The following is an 18,129-nucleotide window of genomic DNA, read 5'->3' as shown; positions in this document are numbered from 1 at the left end:
CGACGGCGACAAGCGGATGCCGGCGGCCCTGGGGTCCCTGTGGATTTGGTCAGGCTGTGTGGCTGGGTCGAGTCGATGGCGTGACCCTGCGTGGCTGAACGGTGTCCATTCCCCGAGGCGCGACGGGGCCCGCGCCCTGCAGTCAGGTGCTCCTTCGCTCTTCACAGAACCTCCTCGTGGTGTGACCGGAACGCGCCTTGCTCCTCAACTCGCCAGCATTCAATACTTCGTTGAGCACACAAACGCATCAGGAGTCACGAGCGCACAGCTTGGTCCGGTCGGCCACCCGCCCGGGCGTTGACGGGGGAACTTGATGAGGTGTACGTGACTCGCCGTGACCAACGGCGGTCCTTGCTCGCGTGCCTCGACGGAGCATTCCCTCTGCCATCTCTTGGTGCCTTCATCTGGTGCCTGAGCAGGGATAGGAGGGGGAATGCCGACGAATGCAGTGAGCACAGCAAAGCCGACATATCCCGGCGTATACGTCGAAGAGCTTCCCAGCAGTGTCCGCACCATCTCGACCGTCACGACCTCGGTGACCGCGTTCGTGGGGCACACCCGGCGCGGGCCGCTGAACCAGCCGGTGCGGGTCACCAGCTTCGCCGAGTTCGAGCGCCGCTTCGGAGGGCTCAGCTCGCAGAGTGCCGTCGGCTATGCGGTGCACCAGTTCTTCGGCAACGGCGGCACGGTCGCCGTGATCGTCCGCGTCACCAAGGCGGGCAGCGGAAAGGCCGCCTGCGCCACCCTGGAGTCCACCGAGGGCCACAGCGAGTGCCCGGTCCTGGAAGTGCACGCCAAGGAGCCCGGACACTGGGGCAACGGACTCCGGGTCGCCGTCGACTACGACACCACGCGCCCGGACGACGAGTTCAACCTGCGCGTGTACGACGCCCGAGGCGGCGCCCGCGAGGCCTTCACCGGCCTGTCCATGGACGTTTCGCACGGACGCTACGCGCCGGCCGTCATCAACTCGGGCTCCCGGCTCATCCGCGTCGACGTCGTCGGTGAGGGCCGCCCCGACCCCTCGGGCACCGTCTCCAAGAAGTTCGGGCACGAACTCCCCGACCTGGCCGTCGACCTGACGGTCAAGATCGGAGAGGTCGAGCGCCAGTTCACCCTCCACGACCCCGGGACCGACGGCGAAGCCCCTTGCAACGTCGCGGAGTTGGCGCTTCTCCTCGAACGCAAGCTCCGAGCCCTGCCCGACGCCCCCGGCAAACACGCCTTCGCGGGCGTCCAGGTCACCGCGTTCGGCCGGCGCATCCAGGTCGTGGCGGGCTCCACAGACCCCGAGGACGTCGTCCGCTTCGTCGGCGAATGCGCAAACGACCTGGGCCTGGAAGGCTCGGTCAACCCGCCGGTGTTCCCGCTCAAGGGCGGCGAGGACGGCGACCCGCCCGGAGCGCGCGATCTCATCGGCTCCGAGGCAGACAAGAGCGGCATCCAGGCGCTGCGCGACGAGGACGACGTCAATCTGCTGGTGCTTCCCGAGCTGGCGGCGTACGAGAACACCGACGACGCGATCACGGTGGTCTCGGCGGCACAGCGGCTGTGCGAGGAGCGGCGCGTCTTCCTCCTGGTCGACGCCCCGAACTCGTGGGGCAGCGTGGACGCGGCTCGCGCCGGCCTCGCCGCCTTCGACCAGGTGCGCGGCAACCACGCAGGCCTGTACTTCCCGCAGCTCCAGCTCACCGACCCGCTCACCGGACGGCTGCGTTCCTTCCCGCCGTCCGGAGCGGTCGCGGGTGTCTTCGCGCGTACGGACGCCGAGCGCGGTGTGTGGAAGGCGCCCGCGGGCACCGAGGCGCGGCTCGCCGGCGTGCACTCCCTCGCGGTCAAGCTCACCGACCGGGAGAGCGGCCTGCTCAACCCGCTCGGCGTGAACTGCCTGCGGGCCTTCCCGCTGGTCGGCCCGACCGTCTGGGGCGCGCGCACGCTGGAGGGTTCCGACGCCCTGGACAGCGAGTGGAAGTACGTGCCCGTCCGCCGGCTCGCCCTGCATGTCGAGGAGAGCCTGCAACGAGGTCTGCAGTGGGTCGTGTTCGAGCCCAACGACGAGAACCTGTGGCAGCAGATCCGCCTCAGCGCCTCCTCGTATCTGCACAACCTCTTCCGCCAGGGTGCCTTCAAGGGCGGCACTCCGCGCGAGGCGTACTTCGTCAAGTGCGACCACGACACGACGACGGACGAGGACATCGCGAACGGCGTCGTCAACGTCCTGGTCGGCATCGCGCCGGTCAAGCCCGCCGAGTTCGTGATCGTCAAGATCCAGCAGACGTCCGGCCAGTTCGAGCTCTGAGGTCCCCGAACCCGAGACGGACCGGAGAGCGAGAAGGAGAGCGTGAAGGAATCCGATGGCTGAGTTCAACGTCAACGCCCATCGCTTCGACCCCTACAAGAACTTCAAGTTCCTTGTCCTGTGGGACGGTCGTACGGTCGCGGGCATCAGCAAGATCAGTCCGCTGAAGCGGACCACCGAGGTCGTCAAGCACCGCAACGGCGGCGACCCGAGCTCCCCGCGCAAGTCGCCGGGCCGCTCCGAGTTCGAGGGCATCACACTGGAGCGAGGGGTCACCCACGACCCCGAGTTCGACCGCTGGGCCAACAAGGTGTGGCAGGTCGGCGCCGGTCTCGGCTCCGAGGTGTCCCTGGCCGACTTCCGCAAGGACATCGTGATCCAGGTCCTCAACGAGGCCGGGCAGGTCGCCGTCTCGCACAAGCTCTACCGGACCTGGCCCAGCGAGTATCAGGTCCTCGGCGAGCTGGACGCCAACGCCAACGCGGTGGCGATTCAGAGTCTCAAGCTCGAATGCGAGGGCTGGGAGCGCGACCACGAGGTGCCCGAGCCGGAGGAGCCCTCCTTCCTCAACCCGGCCTGAACGAAGCCGAGTCGGGCGAACGGCATCAACGGAAGCGGCGCCGGCGCCGGTGCCGGCACCGGCTGCGGCGCACGGCATCGGACGAACGGACTCCACCGCATGGGCGGCGGCGAGGGCACGGGACGGGGGCAGGTGTGACGGTCACTCAGGCCGACGACCTCCTGGCGACATGGGAGGCGGGAATCGGGCGCGACGGCCACGGCCGTGCGCTGCTCCTGCACCGCGCCGCCCGTCCCGATCTCGGCGGCGACAGCGAGGCCCTGCTGTCCCTCCCCGTCGGTGCCCGCGAGGCCGATCTCTTCGCTCTGCGCCGGGCACTGTTCGGTGAGCGCTTGCAGGTCAGAGTCGACTGCTCGGCCTGCGGCGCCGACATGGAATTCGAACTGGACGCGGGGGAGTTCGCACGCTCCCTGCGACCGCCGGACCAGCGTGTGGCGCACCTCGACGAGGATGGCTGGGACGTCGCGTTCCGGGTGCCGACCGTCGCCGACCTGACGGCGGCGGCCCGGCACCCGGACGCGGCACTCTCGGCCGACGGGGCGCGACGGGCGCTGTTCGCCCGCTGTGTCGTCTCGGCAGTCCACGACGGGGACACCGTCTCCGTCGATGCCCTGCCCGTATCCGTACAGCGCAAGATCGCGGAGGCCGCCGAGGCCGTCGACCCGGCCGCCGATGTGACGCTCAACATCAACTGTCCCGAGTGCTCCGCGGCCACCCGCGCCGAACTGGACATCGCCTCCTACCTGTGGACTGAGCTGGACGCCTGGGCGCGCGACGTCCTGCTCGACGTCCATCTGCTCGCGACCGCCTACGGCTGGAGCGAGCCGGAGATCCTGGCGCTCAGCCCGATGCGCCGCCGCTACTACCTGGAGCTGTGTGCGGATGCCTGAGCCCAAGGGCGTACCCGGCGCCGAGTCCCCGGACGCGGGCGTCCCGGACCATCTCGACCGGCTGCTCGCCCGGCACACCGGGGGAGCAGTGCCGCGTGCCGGCGTGACACGGGTGCGGCCGAGGCTCGCCGGACCCTTCGAGCGGGTCGAGGCCGTGCGCGCGACGGGGCTTCCGGAGCCGGACGACACCGAGCCCCTGTGGCCCACGAATGCTCAACCAGTTCTCCAGCAAGTGGAGTTGGGTCGGGAGGTGCGTGAGGTCCGTTCCCGCTCGGAGCACGACCACACCGTCGTACACACCGAGACGCAACCCGCACCGACACGGCTCACCCCGAGCACACCGACCCCGGCCCGTCCCGAGGTGCCACTGCTGCGACCCGCCTCCGCACCGGTGCCGCGCGCCCTTCCCGAGACCTCGCGCCGCGCCGCGGCGCGGGAGCGCCCCGCTGGGACGCCGTCCCAGGGGGCGGTGTCGGCGCCCGTTCTCCCAGGTGCGGACGTTGCGGCCGTCGCCGTACCCGCCCCCCTCAGGCCCAGCGCCATGGACACGGCGGCGGCACGGGACGCGGTGCGGCAGTCGCCGGGCCGGCGCGGGGCGCGCGGCGGCGAGCAGGTGGTGCATGTGCAGATCGGGCGGCTGGAGGTCACGGCGGCCGGTGCGCCGTCGCCCGACACGCAGCGTGCGGGGCCGTCCGCCCCCGTCAGACAGGGCGCGACGGTGAGCCTCCAGGACTACCTGGCGCGGGGGCGCGAGTGAGAGACAAACGCAGGGGACGTTTCGGCAGCGGACGCATCGACGAGACACCGAGCCATCGGGGCACCGAGGGACTGAGGAACTGACGCCATGAGCAACGCACTCGCACTCGCCCACGTCACCCAGGCCCTCGCCCTGCTGATCGAGGACAACCTGCAGCCGGAGATCGACATCGCCGTCAACGTCGAAGCGCGCAAGCCGCCGGCCGATCCGCCGACGGACCCCACCATCACCGTGTTCCTCTACCAGGTCACGCCCGACACCTCGCAGCGCAACAACGACCTGCCGAGCAGGACATCCGACGGCAGGCTCGTCAAACGCCCGGCCGCAGCCCTCGATCTGCACTTCGTGATCAGCGCGTACGGCGACGAGGTCACGCTCGTCGGACAGCGGCTCATCGGCTCCGTGGTGCGCACACTGCACGAGATACCCGTCCTGCCCAAGGAAATGATCGAACTGGCCGGTGAGAAGCCCTACTTGGCGGGCAGTGACCTGGCCGATGCCATCCAGAGGGTGCGGTTCACTCCGACCGTGATGGACATCGACGAGACGTCGAAGCTGTGGGGGATGCTGCACCAGACGCCTTACTCGCTGTCCGTGGTGTACCAGGCGGCGCTCGTCTTCATCGAGGGCCGCGAGCAGCCCGTTCCGGCCGAACCGGTGGACCGGCACACGGTGCGGGTGCTGCCGTTCGGGGCGCCGGGGGCGCCGCAGCGGCCGGGACCGGTGGGCGGGGACGGGGGCGGTACCGAACCGGCCACGGGGTCCGGCGCGGGCTCCGGTTCCGATACGGGTTCGGGCCCTGGTTCTGTCGCGGGTTCGGGCCGCGCTGTCGGGGTGGGCCCCGCCTCGGCCGAGGCCGCTGCGCCCACGCAGAGCGGTGCGCCCGGGAAGGCTCCGGCCAAGGCGGTGGCCAAGTCCTCCGCGAAAGCGCCGGTCAAGGCAGCCGCCGCCAGGACCCCGGCCCGGACGCGCAAGGCCACGTCACGGGGTGCGGCCAGGGGCGCGGGGGCCGCCGCCCCACAGACCAAGGGCGCGGGCGCCGAGGACGCGGAGAGCTGAGGCGGCGTGCGGACGACGGGGGCAGGTGACGACATGGCGGCGAACGGGCCGGGCACAGCCGGCGGGCGGGGTGGAGCCCTGTCGTTGACGGCGGAGATCCGGCGGGTCCTCGCCCTCGTGGACGCGCATGCGGCGCGGGCGGGCGGCGCCGGTGCCACAGCAGACGCCACCACGGCGGACGTCACCACTGCATCTCCCGTACCCCCGGCGTCCCCGGCAGGGGAGCCCACCGCACCCGCGGCGTCCCCGTCGCCCGACCGCACCGCACCTGCGGCGGACGCCCAGCCCGCCCACGTACCGGAGACAGCCCCCGCGACCGCCGCCCCGCTCACGGCCCTGACCTCCTGCTTCGGCCTCACGCCCTTCGAGCGCGACCTCGTCCTGCTCACCGCCGCCTACGAACTGGACCCCACCACGGCCGCCCGCTGCGCCGCCGCCAGCGGTGACCCGGAGCGGGCCCACCCCACCTTCTCCCTCGCCCTGGCCGCGCTGTCCGAGCCGCACTGGAGCGCGCTCACCCCGGTCGCCCCGTTGCGTCGCTGGCGCCTGGTGGAGCTGGACGACGAGTCGCGGCTGACCATGTCCAGGCTGCGGCTCGACGAGCGCATCCTGCATTTCCTGCTCGGCTCGCCCTACCTGGACGCCCGACTGCACGGCCAGTTGCGCCGCACCCCGGTCGCCGACGGCCTGCCGCCCTCGTACGACCTGGCCGCGAGCCGCGTCACCACGGGCTGGACGACAGGCAGGCGCCCGGACGCCCCGCTCCTCGTCGAGCTGGTCGGCGGCGATCTGCGCAGCCGCGCCGACATCGCCGCCGCCGCGGCCGCCCGCGCCGGGCTCGGGATCTACGCGATGAACGCCGAGGACATCCCGACCGACCCCGCCGCACGCGACGCCCTCGCCCGGCTCTGGCAGCGCGAGGCGATCCTGCTGCCGGCCGCGCTGCTCGTCGAGGTGGGCGAACTGGACCGGGACCAGCGGGCGGCGACCGAGGCGTTCCTGGCCGGAGCCGCCGTGCCCGTCGTCGTCTCCAGCGAGGACCCGCGGGCGTCGGAACGGGCGCACGGCGAGCGGGTGAGCGTCCCGCGCCTGGACGACGAGGAACAACTGGGCCTGTGGGCACGGGAGTTCGACGGCGTCGTCGAAATCGAGGAGAGGCAGCTGCGGTCCCTGGTGGCGCAGTTCCAGCTGCCCCCGCATGTCGTACGCTCCGCGGCTGCCGCCGTCCGGCGCGATCTGCCCGGTGAGGACGGGCTCGACGGGGCACAGCTCGCCTGGCGGGCCGGACTGGGCGAGGCCCGCGTCGGCATGGACGAGTTGGGGCGGCGCATCGAGCCCGAGGCGGGCTGGGACGACCTGGTGCTGCACGAGCGGCAGACCGGTGTGCTGCGCGAGATCGTCGCGCATGTGCGGCAGCGGGCGAAGGTCCACCAGGAATGGGGATTCGCGGGGACGCTGCGGCGGGGCCTCGGTGTCACCGCCCTCTTCGCGGGCGGCTCCGGCACCGGCAAGACCCTGGCCGCCGAGGTGATGGCCAAGGAGCTCGGCCTCGACCTCTTCGTCATCGACCTCTCCCAGGTGGTCAGCAAGTACATCGGCGAGACGGAGAAGAACCTCCGCAAGGTCTTCGACGCCGCCGAACGCGGCGGCGCGCTGCTCCTGTTCGACGAGGCCGACGCCCTGTTCGGCAAGCGCAGTGAGGTCAAGGACAGCCACGACCGGTACGCCAACCTCGAAGTCAGCTATCTCCTCATGCGCATGGAGGCCTACCGGGGCCTCGCCATCCTCACCACCAACATGAAGAAGGCCCTCGACACGGCCTTCATGCGGCGCATCCGCTTCGTCGTCGACTTCCCGTTCCCCGCAGAGCAGGAACGCGCCGAGATCTGGCGCCGCGTCCTGCCGCCCCGGACCCCGGTCAAGGGCATCGAGCCGGACCTGCTCGCCCAGCTCACCGTCGCCGGCGGCTCGATCCGCAACATCGCGCTCTCCGGGGCCTTCCTCGCCGCCGAGGAGGGCGACCGACTCCAGATGCGACACATGCTCGCGGCGGCCCGTACCGAATACCTCAAGCTGGAACGCTCCTTGACACCGACGGAGGTCCGCGGATGGGTGTGAAGCGCGACGACCTCCGGGTGCCTCTTGACCCTCGCGAGATTCGCATCGATGTCGGTGAACTCGTCCTCGACGGCTTCCGCGTCGACCCCGACCGGGTCTCGGCGTCCTTCGAGCGTGAACTGTCCCGTCTCGTACGCGAACACGGCGTGCCCCTGGCCGCGGACGGCGCCCTCGCGTTGGAGGCCCTGTCCGGCCTGCCGCCACTCCCGGCAGGCCTGTCCGCCCGCCGCCTCGGCCAGGAGCTCGCCCGCGCGGTGCACGCCGGCCTCTCCGGACGCGGGGAGGTGACCCGATGAGCGCTGCCTCGACTCAGGACTCGCGCTCGGAGCAGTCCGCCGAACAGCGCCGCAGGAAGCGCAAGGAACGCGCTGCCAAGAACCGCGCGCCCGAGCCGAAGGACATCGTCAGCGGCGCCGGACAGCCCCTCGACGTCGGCGTACGCCGGGAGCTGGAGGAACAGCTCGGACACGACTTCAGCCGCGTACGCCTGCACACCGACCGGAACGCGGGCGTCCTCACCGACCTGCTGGGCGCGGACGCGGTCGCGGTCGGCCAGGACATCTTCTTCCGCGAGGGCGCCTACCGACCGGGCACCATCGACGGCCAACGTCTGCTCGCCCACGAACTGTTGCACACGGTGCAGAACCCGGAGGGGCTCGGGGCGCTGCGGGCCGGGCGCGATCTCGGCGCGGTGAGCCTGCCGCAGCAGGCCGCGGAGCGGGAGGCGGAGGCGGGGGCGCAGCAGCTCGTACGCCCCGAGGAGCAGGCCCCGGCGGGGACCCCGGAGATCGAGGAGGGGCAGGCCACGCCCGGCTGGATGCGGTACGCCACCGTCGACGCCGACCGGAACCGCATCGAGCAGATCGACCCGGCGACCCTGGTGGACCGCCTGACCAACTCGGTGGTGCGCTCGCTGCGCGGCGACCCGGAGGACCTGTCGAAGCGTACCCGTATGCAACTGGCGCGACTGCCCGAGGAGTTACTGGACGGGGTGCTCGTCAGTCTGGAGAACCGCCTGCTCAGCTCGGAGCACGAGCGGGTGCTCGATCTGGTCGACGACATCGAGTACGTCGACGAGCTGGAGCAGAGCTCCCTCGACGCGCCGGGTGTGGAGAGCGACGCGGCGGCGGACCTGTTCCTGGAGCGGGAGACGGTGTGGCGGACGGCCGAGGAGGAGCGGGAGCGGGGGTCGTTGCCCGAGGCGGCGCCGGGGCCGGAGAAGGAGCAGGCCCAGGCGGAGGGCGCGCCCGGGAGCACACCGGAGAACGGCTGGGAGCGCACGGAGGACGGGCAGCCGGCGAACGGGGTCGCCGTGACCCCGCCCGGCAAGAATCCGAAGCCCCGGCCGAAGCAGGGCGCCGACTCGCAGCAGGACAGGCGAGGTTCGGGCGCGGGGGCCGGGGCCGGGGAGCAGCAGACGGCGGCTCCGGCTGCCGCCCCTCGGCAGGAGTCGTCCTCGGGAGACGGTGCCGCTTCGGGCGGCGGGAAGTCCGAGGGCGGCCGGCAGGGCAGCGACAAGAAGGAAGCCGGCGGCGCAGACGGCAAGGAGGGGCAGGACCAGCAGGGCGCCCCGGCCGCGAGCAAGGAGGAGTCCGCGGCGAGGAACCGTCCCGGCGCCGGCGATGCGCTGGCGGCGGGGAAGCAGCTCAAGCCGCAGGACAAGGCCGGGCAGGACAGGCCCGGCGGCTCGCCCACGGCGTTCGGCAAGGACACCCAGCTGTCCGGCGCGGTCAGCAGGCTGGACGGCGTACGCAATCAGGACGTCGACGGCCCTGAGGAGAAGGCCGAGGACGATCCGTTCGGGGCGGGCAGCGAGTCGGAGGTCGAGGTCGGGGACGCCGAGCCGAGCGCCTGGGACACCAAGCTCCAGCCGGAGGACTTTCTCCCGGCCGCCGACCTGGATGTGTCCGGTGTGCCGACCGTGGACAAGTCGGAACCCGGGGCTGCCGATGCCGCGCTGCCGTCATTCCCGGCGCCGCCGCCGACCAAGGCCGAAAAGGTGCAGGCCGAGCGGGACGCCGAAGATGCAGCGGACGCGGATCTGGCGGAGCCCGAGCAGGACGTGGCTGCGGGAGAGCCGGAGCCTTCCGCGGAGGCGGACGAATCGGGGGCCGCCGACGGCCAGTTGAGCGGCATCGATGTGGAGCGGGCCGAGGCCGCTCCGGTGGGCGCGGGCGCGGCGTCGAAGGACCCGAAGAGCGGCGACGATCCGAAGGCAGGTCCGGTCGCCGCGCAGACCACTGTGCAGGAGGCGCCGGGCAAGGCCGAACCGGGGGGCGCGGCCAAGGAAGGCGCGGCCAAGGAGGAGAAGGGAACGCCTGCCGCCGGGGACAAGGCGGGCAGTGCGCCGGAGAAGGGTTCCCAGCAGGCGGGTGGCAGCAAGTCGGCGGTTTCGGAGCCCGGGGCCAAGCCGTCGGGTTCACCTTCGGGGGCGACATCGGCATCCGGATCCGGGCCCGCAAGCGGGACGACGAGCGGGACCGGGACCGGAGCTTCGGGCAAGAGCGAGCCGGCGCCCGAGTCGAAGGCACCCTCCGCCGACGGACCCGGTGCCGGGAGCGGTCCGCAGCCGGAGGCCCTGGCGCCGAAGGCACCCGCGCCCGCCGCTCCGGAACCCACGAAGGCTCCCGAGGCCCCGGCCCCGGAGGCCGCACCCGCCCCCGAGACCGCTCCGGCACCCAAGTCGGCGGGCCGGAAACAGGGCTCGGCCACGACGACGCCGCGTGGAGGAGGAGGTGGCGGCAGCGCCGCCAAGGCGGCCCCCGGCAAGGGAAAGAAGGGCTCGGCCCCGGCCCCCAACCTCGCCACCGTGTCCCCCGAAGCGGGCCTGTCCACCGCCTCAAAGCTCAAACCCCACAAGGCACTTCAGGCAATGTCGGGAGTCGGCGGCGCGGCGGACCGCACAGTCGGCGACGAGCACAAGGCACTCGCGGCCGCCCCGCCCCAGATGCAGCGCCCGGCGGGTGCGCCGCAGACCCTGGAGGGCAAGCCGAAGAGTGACGCCCCGGCCACGTACTCGCAGGACCCGGCGCAGAAGTCCGAGGCCCCCGAGGACGAGAAGGCGGAGGTCAAGGGCGCCAAGGAGCCCGAGGGGCAGATCGAGGCGGAGAAGGCGGAGGAGCCCGGCGGCTGGGACACCTTCAAGATGGCCCTGGGCTTCATCGGCGGCAAGATCGTGAACGGGGTCGCGAGCTTCTTCGGCGCCGACAAACCCGTTGTGGACCCGCAGGAACTGGCCGCCAAGTTCGCCGGGCTGCCCACCAAGGACGAGGCGCTGAAGAAGGCCCAGGCGGGCAACGCGCCTGGTGTGCAGATGCAGGGCGCCGCCGAGCAGACGGCCGGCGAGCAGGGTTCCAGCGTCGACACCAAGGGCCAGGAGACCGTCGCGACGGGCCGCGACGACGCGGGCCGCGCGATGGGCGAGAACCAGGTCTACCCCAACGCCCCCAAGGAGCAGATGAAGGGGAAGGTGCCTGGCGCCGACGGCGGCAAGGGCGGAGTCCCCGAGGCCAGCGCGTCCACCGGGGCCGTACCTCCCGAGGCCGCTTCGGAAGTCGCGGAGCACGACCGCGGCCCGCAGTTCCAACAGGCCTTCAGCCAGGGCCAGAAGGGCATGTCCGACAGTCGGCAGACCAAGGACAAGGACTTCCGCGAGTCGCAGGCCAAGCACAAGGCGAAGGTCGACGCCGAGATCGCGACGAACACCAAGAGCCAGGCGGACGAGCGCGGCAAGGCGATGACCGACGTGACCGCGCAGCGTGCCGACTGGCGCACCGAACAGGACGGTGAGCTCAAGAAGCTCGGCACGAAGAAGACGGAGCGGCACGAGAAGGTCCGGAAGGACGTCAAGGACAAGGAGGAGAAGACAGACAAGGACGTCACCAAGGAAAAGGACGACGGCGACAAGAAGATAAAGGACGAGAACACCAAGGCGGAGAAGGACGCCGAGAAGCAGCGTGACGACAGCGTCAGGGAATCGGGCAACTGGGTCAGCAAGGCCTTCAACTGGATCAAAGACAAGGTCATCGAGATCAAGAAGGCGATCGTCCGTGTCATCAAGGAGGCACGGGACGCGGTCGTCGGCTTCATCAAGCACTTCAAGGAGACTGTGGAGCGCTGGATCAACGAGGCGCGCAAGTTCATCGTCGACACGATCAAGACGCTGATCAACGACCTGATCGAGTTCGCCAAGGCGATGGTGCGGGCCGTCATCGAACTGGCCAACCGCATCCGGAAGCTCATCACCTCGCTCATCGCGGCGGCGATCGCCTTCGTGAACCGCCTCGCGGCGACGCTCAAGAAGATCGTCAGCGACCTCCTCGACGCGATTGCCAAACTGCTCAGCGACATCCTGAACATCCTGAAGAAGATGCTCACGGACGTCATCAAAGCGGTCGTCGACGCGGTCAAGACAGTCCTCGACTACGCCTCCAAACTCCTCAGCGCCCTGGGCGACTTCATGCTCATAGCGGTCGACTTCCTGTCCGACCCGGGCGGCTGGCTGAGCGGGGCGAAGAACTCCGCGGTGGACGGCGCGAAGAACCACCTCTTCCGCGAGGTCGTCTCGGCAGTGAAGGCATGGTTCCAGTCGAAGATCGAGGAGATCATCGGCGTCCCGAAGGCGATCATCGAGCGGCTCATCAAGGGTGGCTTCACCCTGGAGAAGATCGTCAAGGAGACGTGGGACGCGGTCGTCCCCATGCTCCCGGTGATCATCGGCGAGATCATCATCACGAAGGTCATCGCCAAGCTGATCCCGGGCGCGGGCTGGGCCATGGCGGTCATCGACGCGATCCGCACGGCGATCGGCGCGCTGAGCGAGATCCTGCGGGCGATCGGCGCGGTCATCTCCTGGCTCAAGGTCGTCCGCATGGGCGGCGCGGGAATCCTCTTCGCGAAGGCGGTGGCAGCGGGGGTCGTCGCGCTCCTGGAGCTGGCTTACGAGGCGCTGATGAGCGGCATCGGCAAGTACGTCGCCAAGGTGGGCAAGCGGCTCAAGGGAATCGCGGCGAAGCTCGGGAAGGGCGGCAAGGGCGACGGGAAGGCCCCGGCGGGCGGGTCGGACGACAAGGGTGGCGGCAAGAACGACGACAAGGGGGCCCCGCCGAAGACGACGGCAGCCCCGACAACTTCCACGCCCAAGCCGGGCGCCGCCAAGCCCGAGACCGCCCAAGGGCCTGGCAAGGGCACCGGCCCTGACGGCAAGAGGCCCACGGGGAAGGGCGACAACAAGGGCGCTCCCGCCAAGCAGGACACGAGCCCGACGCCGGCGGCGAAGCCCAAGCCCAAGCCGGAGCCTCCGGCGAAGCCGAAGCCTGACCTGGACACGAAGGCCAAGCCCAAGCCGAAGGACGGCGCGACGGGGAAGCCCAAGGACGACAAGCCGGACCAGCCCAAGGACGACAAGCCGGACCAGCCCAAGGACGACAAGAACGCCAAGGACGACAAGGGCGGGGCGACGAGGCCCAAGGAGGGCGGCAAGGACGGGTCGAACAAGCCGAAGGGTGACGGCAAGGACGGTCAGGGCAGGCCCAAGGGCGACAAGGACGGGCCTGAACCGACAAAGCCGAAGCCGGACAAGGACCAGCCGACCAAGCCGAAGCCGGACAAGGACGGCCCAGGGCGCAAGCCCGGCAAGAACGGACCCGGACGCAAGCCCGGCAAGAACGGACCCGGACGCAAGCCCGGCAAGAACGGACCCGGACACAAGTCCGGCAGGCCCAAGAAAAAGGACGACAAGGACAAGCAGAAGCAACAAGAGGACGACAAGGCGCAGAGGCTGGCGAAGATCGTCGCCCGAATCCGGCCCATCATTCGCAAGCGACTGGCCAAGGGCATGGATCCGTCGGTGCACCGGGAACTTCTGGCGAACCTGCGGAGCTGGTATCGGCTCACCCGTCTGGTGAAGACGGGAAGCCCCGACTTCGGCGTTGCGGCGACGCTCAATCCGACCGCCCCGGTCACCACGGGATACACCGATGCCGAGGACTTGGACACGAACGACTACATAGAGCACACCGACTATCTTGAGAATGAGCCGGATCCGAAGCTTCCCGCGCCTCGCACCCCGAATTTCGTCAACGGCGAACTGGCGAAGAATTTCAAGGCGGAGTATCTGAATGCCAAGTTCGCCAAGGCGCACGGAGAGAAAGCGCACTCACGCCTCGTGCAGGAGCCCATCGGGTTCCGGCATCTCAACAAGTACGACCTCAACACGGACGCGAGTAAGCGATGGGTCCGGATGCACATGCTTCCGGAGAAGCTCGGGGGGCCGTTCCGCGGGTCGAACCTGGTGCCGGCCCGGAACAAGGTCAACAACCCTGAATTCTATCGTGGGATCGAACAGTATCCGGAGAAGGAGATGGAGCGGAAGGATGCAAGCCGCGCCGACGGTCTGCGCATGGTCTGGTACAAGATAGACCTGAGCTATTGGCAGAGCACGGCCGAGGGGTTCCCGCATACAATTTCCGCTGAGTGGGGCGCCTATCGATATGACCGGGACGACAAGAAATGGGTAGAGAAGACGCCTGTGAACCGGGGCCCTCTTCAGTACTCTACGGGAACCCTGGAGAAGCCGCCTGCGCCGAACGGTCAGAAGAGCCTGGTTCGTGTGAATAGGGATTCATTGAAGCGAATGAGCAGGATGCTGCACGTTTCGGAGCCTTTCGCGAAGGCCATTATTGATGTCCGCGATCACAATGGAGATGGCACGCCCGCCCCGGCCAAGCCGAGAAATACGGTGGAACTGACTCAACGTCTCAGTGAACTCCCGGACACGCGCAAGAACCGCATAACGGATTTCTCTGCAGGCCTCATGGCTCTGGGGGCAGCGGAAGGCGAACAACTACTCGTTTACTGACCATGGCAAGTGGAGTGGAGAGCGGAAGAGATGCGCGTGCCGACCGACATCGAACGAAGGCTGTTTCAGGCGCAAAAGGAGATCATCGACTGTGCGGCTCTCGTGGTGAACCGCTCGGTCACAGGAGAGCTTGGCCAGATTTTCGAGGCTGCCCCGGCGCTCTTCTCCTACCTGCCCGACTGGCAAGGGGTGACTTTCAGTCGTGACCTCTGCGTCAACAGTCCGCGAATCTCCGAGATCGCGAACTGCTGGTACAGCGAGCCTGTCGGCCCGGACAGCATCGGCGGCGAATTCAGGGTGACCGACTTGTTCACCGCAGTGCTCAAACATGCCCCAGACCTTGCCTGGTCCGGTTCCACGGCTGAGGAAGTGGAGTTCTTTGCGCGGCTACGGGTTGTCGATGACACACCGCTCGCCGCGACGGGACAGTTCGCGGCAGTCCGAGTTCAGCCGCACGCCGATCCCTGGGAGGTCTGGTACTACGACATGGAGCTGAACAAGGTGGGGGGATGGGACCGGCAGTATGTCCAGCTGGATCTCACCTATCCCGAGTACGTGGAACAACTCGCCGTCACCAAGGGCACGTTCGGGTGGCAGTACCTCTTCGCTGATGTGCTTTTGGGGCACCCGGACTTCGAGAGTGTCAAGAATCAGCTGACGACCATGCTGGAAGTGTTCCCCCGGCTTTTCCCTGCCTCGGACTACACCGATCTCTCACGCCGCTTGGAGGCCCGCCTGTGACCCGCTACACCGACATCCCCAAGCCCATCCGCTCCGGCATAGTCCTCATCGACCCTGACCGCGGCACCCCCCAGCGCATCATCGTCCTCCAGTTCAACCCCGACACCCTGGAACGCAGCCTCTCACCCCAGACCGCAGGCGCCGGCGGCGACTCCGGCGGCGGAGGCAGTGGAAACGGGGACCGGAACGAGGCTCTGCGCCTCAAAGGACCCGCTCAGGAGGCGTGGAAGTTCACCGCCGAGATCGACGCGACCGATCAGCTGGAGGTTGCCGCGCCCGACGGGATCCACCCCCAACTCGCCACTCTCGAAATGCTCGTGCAGCCCACCACCGCGCAGCTCCGCGAGGCGAGCCGGCTGGCCAAGAACGGCACTATCGAGATCAGCCCCATCGAGATGCCGCTGACGCTCTTCACCTGGGGGAGCAAGAGGGTCATGCCGGTGCGGCTCACCGAGCTGTCCATCAACGAGTCGGCCTTCGACGTGAACCTGAACCCCATCCGGGCCTCCCTCGGCATCGGCCTCAAGGTGCTCAGTGTCAGCGATCTGCCGGCCGGGCATCTGGGCGCCGATCTGTACATGGCGCACCTCGCGCAGAAGGAGCGGCTCGCGAGCGCCGCACGTCGCGGAAGCCTGGGTGCGCTCGGACTCAACGGGGTGCTGGGCGGATGAACGAGATGCCCAACGGATGGAAGCGCGGAAACACCGATCAGGAAGGGCTGAGTCATCCCCATGGCTGACATAGAGCCGTACGAGAACGCCATGGACGCGATACCGGGCGCGCACCCGTACCCGAGATCGAGTCGCTACCACGACGCCGAGATCGGGATCCACCGGCAGGTGGACGGCACCGAAGTCCGGTACACCAAGCGGCGGTTACTGCCCCCGCTCCCGGACGAGGGTGACACGCAGCAGCACACCGTCGGTGCCGGCGAGCGCCCCGATCTGCTCGGGCAGCGCTACTTCGGGGATCCGGGCCAGTGGTGGCAGATCGCCGATGCCAACCCCGTGCTGGATCCCGGGGAGCTGACCGACGAGGCCGGCAGCACCATCGACATCCCGCTCGCCGGCGGTTTCCCGCAGGGGAGCCGCCGTGTCTGAGCAGCCGGTGGGGAAGGGCCCAGTCCACATCACCCTGCACATGGGGACGCAGCTCACCAAGCCCGTGCCGCAGGAGGTCGCCGAGGCGCTGCTGTCCGCGCAGATCACCGCGACGGCGGGGGAACGGAGCGGATTCCAGCTTGCCTTCGACCTCACGAAGAACGGTCTGATCAGCAGGCACCTCCTTCCCGAGGGGGCCTTCGATCCGAAGACGCGCGTCATCGTCACCGTCAGCATCAAAGGCACGCCCGAGGTGCTGCTCGACGGGCTGATCGTGCGCCAGGAGGTGGGGGCCAGCAACCAGCCGGGTCATTCCACGCTCACCATCACCGGGGAGGACCTCACCCTCCTCATGGACCTGGAGGAGCGGACCGACCGCTATCCCAACCTCCCGCCCTCCGAGCGCGTCCTCGCCATCCTGCGCCGGTACTCCGAGTACGGGATCCGCCCGGACGTCTACCGCGAGCAGATCCCCCAGCCGCCCCAGCAGAACCTGCGGGTGCACTACCAGACCGGCACCGATCTGAGTTACGTCAACGAGCTGGCACGTGCCAACGGATACACCTTCTACCTGGAGCCGGGCCCCGCCATCGGCCAGTCGTCGGCCCGTTGGGGCCCGGAGGTCCGCCTCGGCATCCGCCAGCACGCCCTCAACGTCAACATGGACGCCAACTCGACCGTCGACCAGCTGACGTTCGCGTACGACGGCACCGCACGCCAGGAGCCGCAGGCCCGGGTACAGGATCCGGCGACCAGGTTCTCCGCCCTGCTGCCGCAGCCGGCGATCAGTCCGCTGCGGCCACCGCTCGGCAGGCGGCCCACCCCGGCGCTCAGGCGCAAGACGCTGTCCGGCACCGCCAAGCAGCTGCGCGCGCAGGCCGAGGCCCAACTCCTCGCGCAGGCCGCCGTATCGGCCGACGTCATCAGCGGATCCGGGTCGCTCGACGTGAACCGGCACGGGTATCTGCTGCAGCCCCGCCAACTGGTGGGTGTGCGCGGCTCGGGGCGGGCGTACGACGGCGACTACTACGTCAAGTCCGTCACGCACAATCTGCGGCCGGGTTCCTTCCAGCAGAACTTCACGCTCTCCAGGGAGGGCCTGGAGGCACAGAGCGACATCGTCCGACCCTGACCGCCCGAGCGAGCAACACCAAACACACCAGGAGCAGTTCAGCATGGCGGCACCCAGCAATCGCTTCCTCGGCAAGTTCCGTGGCCGGGTCATGGACAACAACGACCCACTGCACCTGGGCAGGGTCACCGTGGAGGTCCCCGACGTCCTCGGTGACGAGCCGTCGACCTGGGCGCTGCCCTGCCTGCCGTTCACCGGGCCCGAGGCCGGCCAGTTCGTGGTGCCGTCGAGGGGCACGGGCGTGTGGGTGGAGTTCGAGCAGGGTGACCCGAGCTTCCCGATCTGGACCGGCTGCTGGTACGGAGACGAGAAGGAACTGCCACCCGACGCAAAGAAGTTGGTGGAGCGTCCGTCCGAGTTCAAGCCGGTCGTGGTGCAGACACCCGGGGCGCACAAGATCGTGATGTCGGACGCGCCGGGCGCCGAACGGGGGATCAGGCTGCAGGCCGACGGCGGCTCGTACATCCACATCACCAAGGAAAAAATCACCATCGCGACCGGTGAGGGCGCGGAGATCGTCCTTGAGGGCAGGCGAGTGACCATCAGCAAGGGCCTGACCGTGGACGCCAAGCAGTAGACAGGACGGGGGAAGAA

Annotated in this window: 13 protein-coding genes; all 13 read left to right on the top strand. The window is 69.4% G+C overall.

The genetic code is table 11. The features are described 5' to 3' along the window. Window positions 1–433: 433 nt before the first annotated feature. The 13 genes from OG842_RS05170 to OG842_RS05110 all read left to right on the top strand — a co-directional run bounded on the left by OG842_RS05170 (window position 434) and on the right by OG842_RS05110 (window position 18,112). On the top strand, window positions 434–2,299 hold the full coding sequence (locus tag OG842_RS05170) for a phage tail sheath family protein (RefSeq protein ID WP_266727832.1): 1,866 nt from the start codon (window positions 434–436) through the stop codon (window positions 2,297–2,299). Window positions 2,300–2,354: 55 nt separating this feature from the next. Next, complete coding sequence (locus OG842_RS05165; protein ID WP_266727831.1) at window positions 2,355–2,879, top strand: phage tail protein; 525 nt, start codon at window positions 2,355–2,357, stop codon at window positions 2,877–2,879. A 134-nt stretch (window positions 2,880–3,013) separates the two neighbouring features. Beyond that, a complete protein-coding gene (locus tag OG842_RS05160) occupies window positions 3,014–3,769 on the top strand; it encodes a T4 family baseplate hub assembly chaperone (RefSeq protein ID WP_266727829.1) in 756 nt (251 codons plus the stop codon). Next, the gene (locus OG842_RS05155; protein WP_266727827.1) at window positions 3,762–4,526 is read left to right on the top strand and encodes a hypothetical protein; all 765 of its coding nucleotides are present in this window, start codon (window positions 3,762–3,764) and stop codon (window positions 4,524–4,526) included. Before OG842_RS05160 ends, OG842_RS05155 begins: the two co-directional genes overlap by 8 nt. Before the next feature lie 87 nt (window positions 4,527–4,613). Beyond that, entirely contained in the window at window positions 4,614–5,585 is a 972-nt protein-coding gene (locus OG842_RS05150) for a DUF4255 domain-containing protein (RefSeq protein ID WP_266727825.1), read from the top strand. A 33-nt stretch (window positions 5,586–5,618) separates the two neighbouring features. Continuing rightward, window positions 5,619–7,703 carry an ATP-binding protein gene (locus tag OG842_RS05145; RefSeq protein WP_266727823.1) on the top strand — a complete coding sequence of 695 codons (2,085 nt, stop codon included), beginning with the start codon at window positions 5,619–5,621 and terminating at the stop codon, window positions 7,701–7,703. After that, window positions 7,694–7,999 (top strand): hypothetical protein, encoded by a 306-nt coding sequence (locus tag OG842_RS05140; protein WP_266727821.1) that lies wholly within the window; start codon window positions 7,694–7,696, stop codon window positions 7,997–7,999. Before OG842_RS05145 ends, OG842_RS05140 begins: the two co-directional genes overlap by 10 nt. Next, entirely contained in the window at window positions 7,996–14,562 is a 6,567-nt protein-coding gene (locus OG842_RS05135; RefSeq protein ID WP_328512085.1) for an eCIS core domain-containing protein, read from the top strand. Before OG842_RS05140 ends, OG842_RS05135 begins: the two co-directional genes overlap by 4 nt. A gap of 36 nt (window positions 14,563–14,598) precedes the next feature. Continuing rightward, entirely contained in the window at window positions 14,599–15,303 is a 705-nt protein-coding gene (locus OG842_RS05130) for a hypothetical protein (RefSeq protein WP_266727817.1), read from the top strand. Further along, window positions 15,300–15,974, top strand: coding sequence for a hypothetical protein (locus tag OG842_RS05125; protein WP_266727815.1), 675 nt, complete (start codon window positions 15,300–15,302; stop codon window positions 15,972–15,974). The genes OG842_RS05130 and OG842_RS05125 overlap by 4 nt, the downstream gene beginning before the upstream one ends. A 60-nt stretch (window positions 15,975–16,034) precedes the next feature. Then, window positions 16,035–16,403 carry a hypothetical protein gene (locus tag OG842_RS05120; RefSeq protein ID WP_266727813.1) on the top strand — a complete coding sequence of 123 codons (369 nt, stop codon included), beginning with the start codon at window positions 16,035–16,037 and terminating at the stop codon, window positions 16,401–16,403. Then, window positions 16,396–17,535 (top strand): hypothetical protein, encoded by a 1,140-nt coding sequence (locus tag OG842_RS05115; RefSeq protein WP_266727811.1) that lies wholly within the window; start codon window positions 16,396–16,398, stop codon window positions 17,533–17,535. Before OG842_RS05120 ends, OG842_RS05115 begins: the two co-directional genes overlap by 8 nt. Window positions 17,536–17,578: 43 nt before the next feature. After that, window positions 17,579–18,112, top strand: coding sequence for a phage baseplate assembly protein V (locus OG842_RS05110; protein ID WP_266727809.1), 534 nt, complete (start codon window positions 17,579–17,581; stop codon window positions 18,110–18,112). Window positions 18,113–18,129: the final 17 nt, after the last annotated feature.

The organism is Streptomyces sp. NBC_00376 (genome assembly GCF_036077095.1).
In the GTDB taxonomy this organism is placed as follows: domain Bacteria; phylum Actinomycetota; class Actinomycetes; order Streptomycetales; family Streptomycetaceae; genus Streptomyces.
The sequence above is the reverse complement of the archived record's forward strand: the minus strand, read 5'-3'. Positions and strand labels throughout refer to the sequence as shown.

Excerpts from the sequence above, each read along its gene's own strand:
- OG842_RS05145 (WP_266727823.1), top strand. The coding sequence starts at position 5,619 with ATGGCGGCGAACGGGCCGGGCACAGCCGGCGGGCGGGGTGGAGCCCTG.
- OG842_RS05150 (WP_266727825.1), top strand. The coding sequence starts at position 4,614 with ATGAGCAACGCACTCGCACTCGCCCACGTCACCCAGGCCCTCGCCCTG.
- OG842_RS05135 (WP_328512085.1), top strand. The coding sequence starts at position 7,996 with ATGAGCGCTGCCTCGACTCAGGACTCGCGCTCGGAGCAGTCCGCCGAA.
- OG842_RS05155 (WP_266727827.1), top strand. The coding sequence starts at position 3,762 with ATGCCTGAGCCCAAGGGCGTACCCGGCGCCGAGTCCCCGGACGCGGGC.
- OG842_RS05110 (WP_266727809.1), top strand. The coding sequence starts at position 17,579 with ATGGCGGCACCCAGCAATCGCTTCCTCGGCAAGTTCCGTGGCCGGGTC.
- OG842_RS05165 (WP_266727831.1), top strand. The coding sequence starts at position 2,355 with ATGGCTGAGTTCAACGTCAACGCCCATCGCTTCGACCCCTACAAGAAC.
- OG842_RS05170 (WP_266727832.1), top strand. The coding sequence starts at position 434 with ATGCCGACGAATGCAGTGAGCACAGCAAAGCCGACATATCCCGGCGTA.
- OG842_RS05140 (WP_266727821.1), top strand. The coding sequence starts at position 7,694 with ATGGGTGTGAAGCGCGACGACCTCCGGGTGCCTCTTGACCCTCGCGAG.
- OG842_RS05120 (WP_266727813.1), top strand. The coding sequence starts at position 16,035 with ATGGCTGACATAGAGCCGTACGAGAACGCCATGGACGCGATACCGGGC.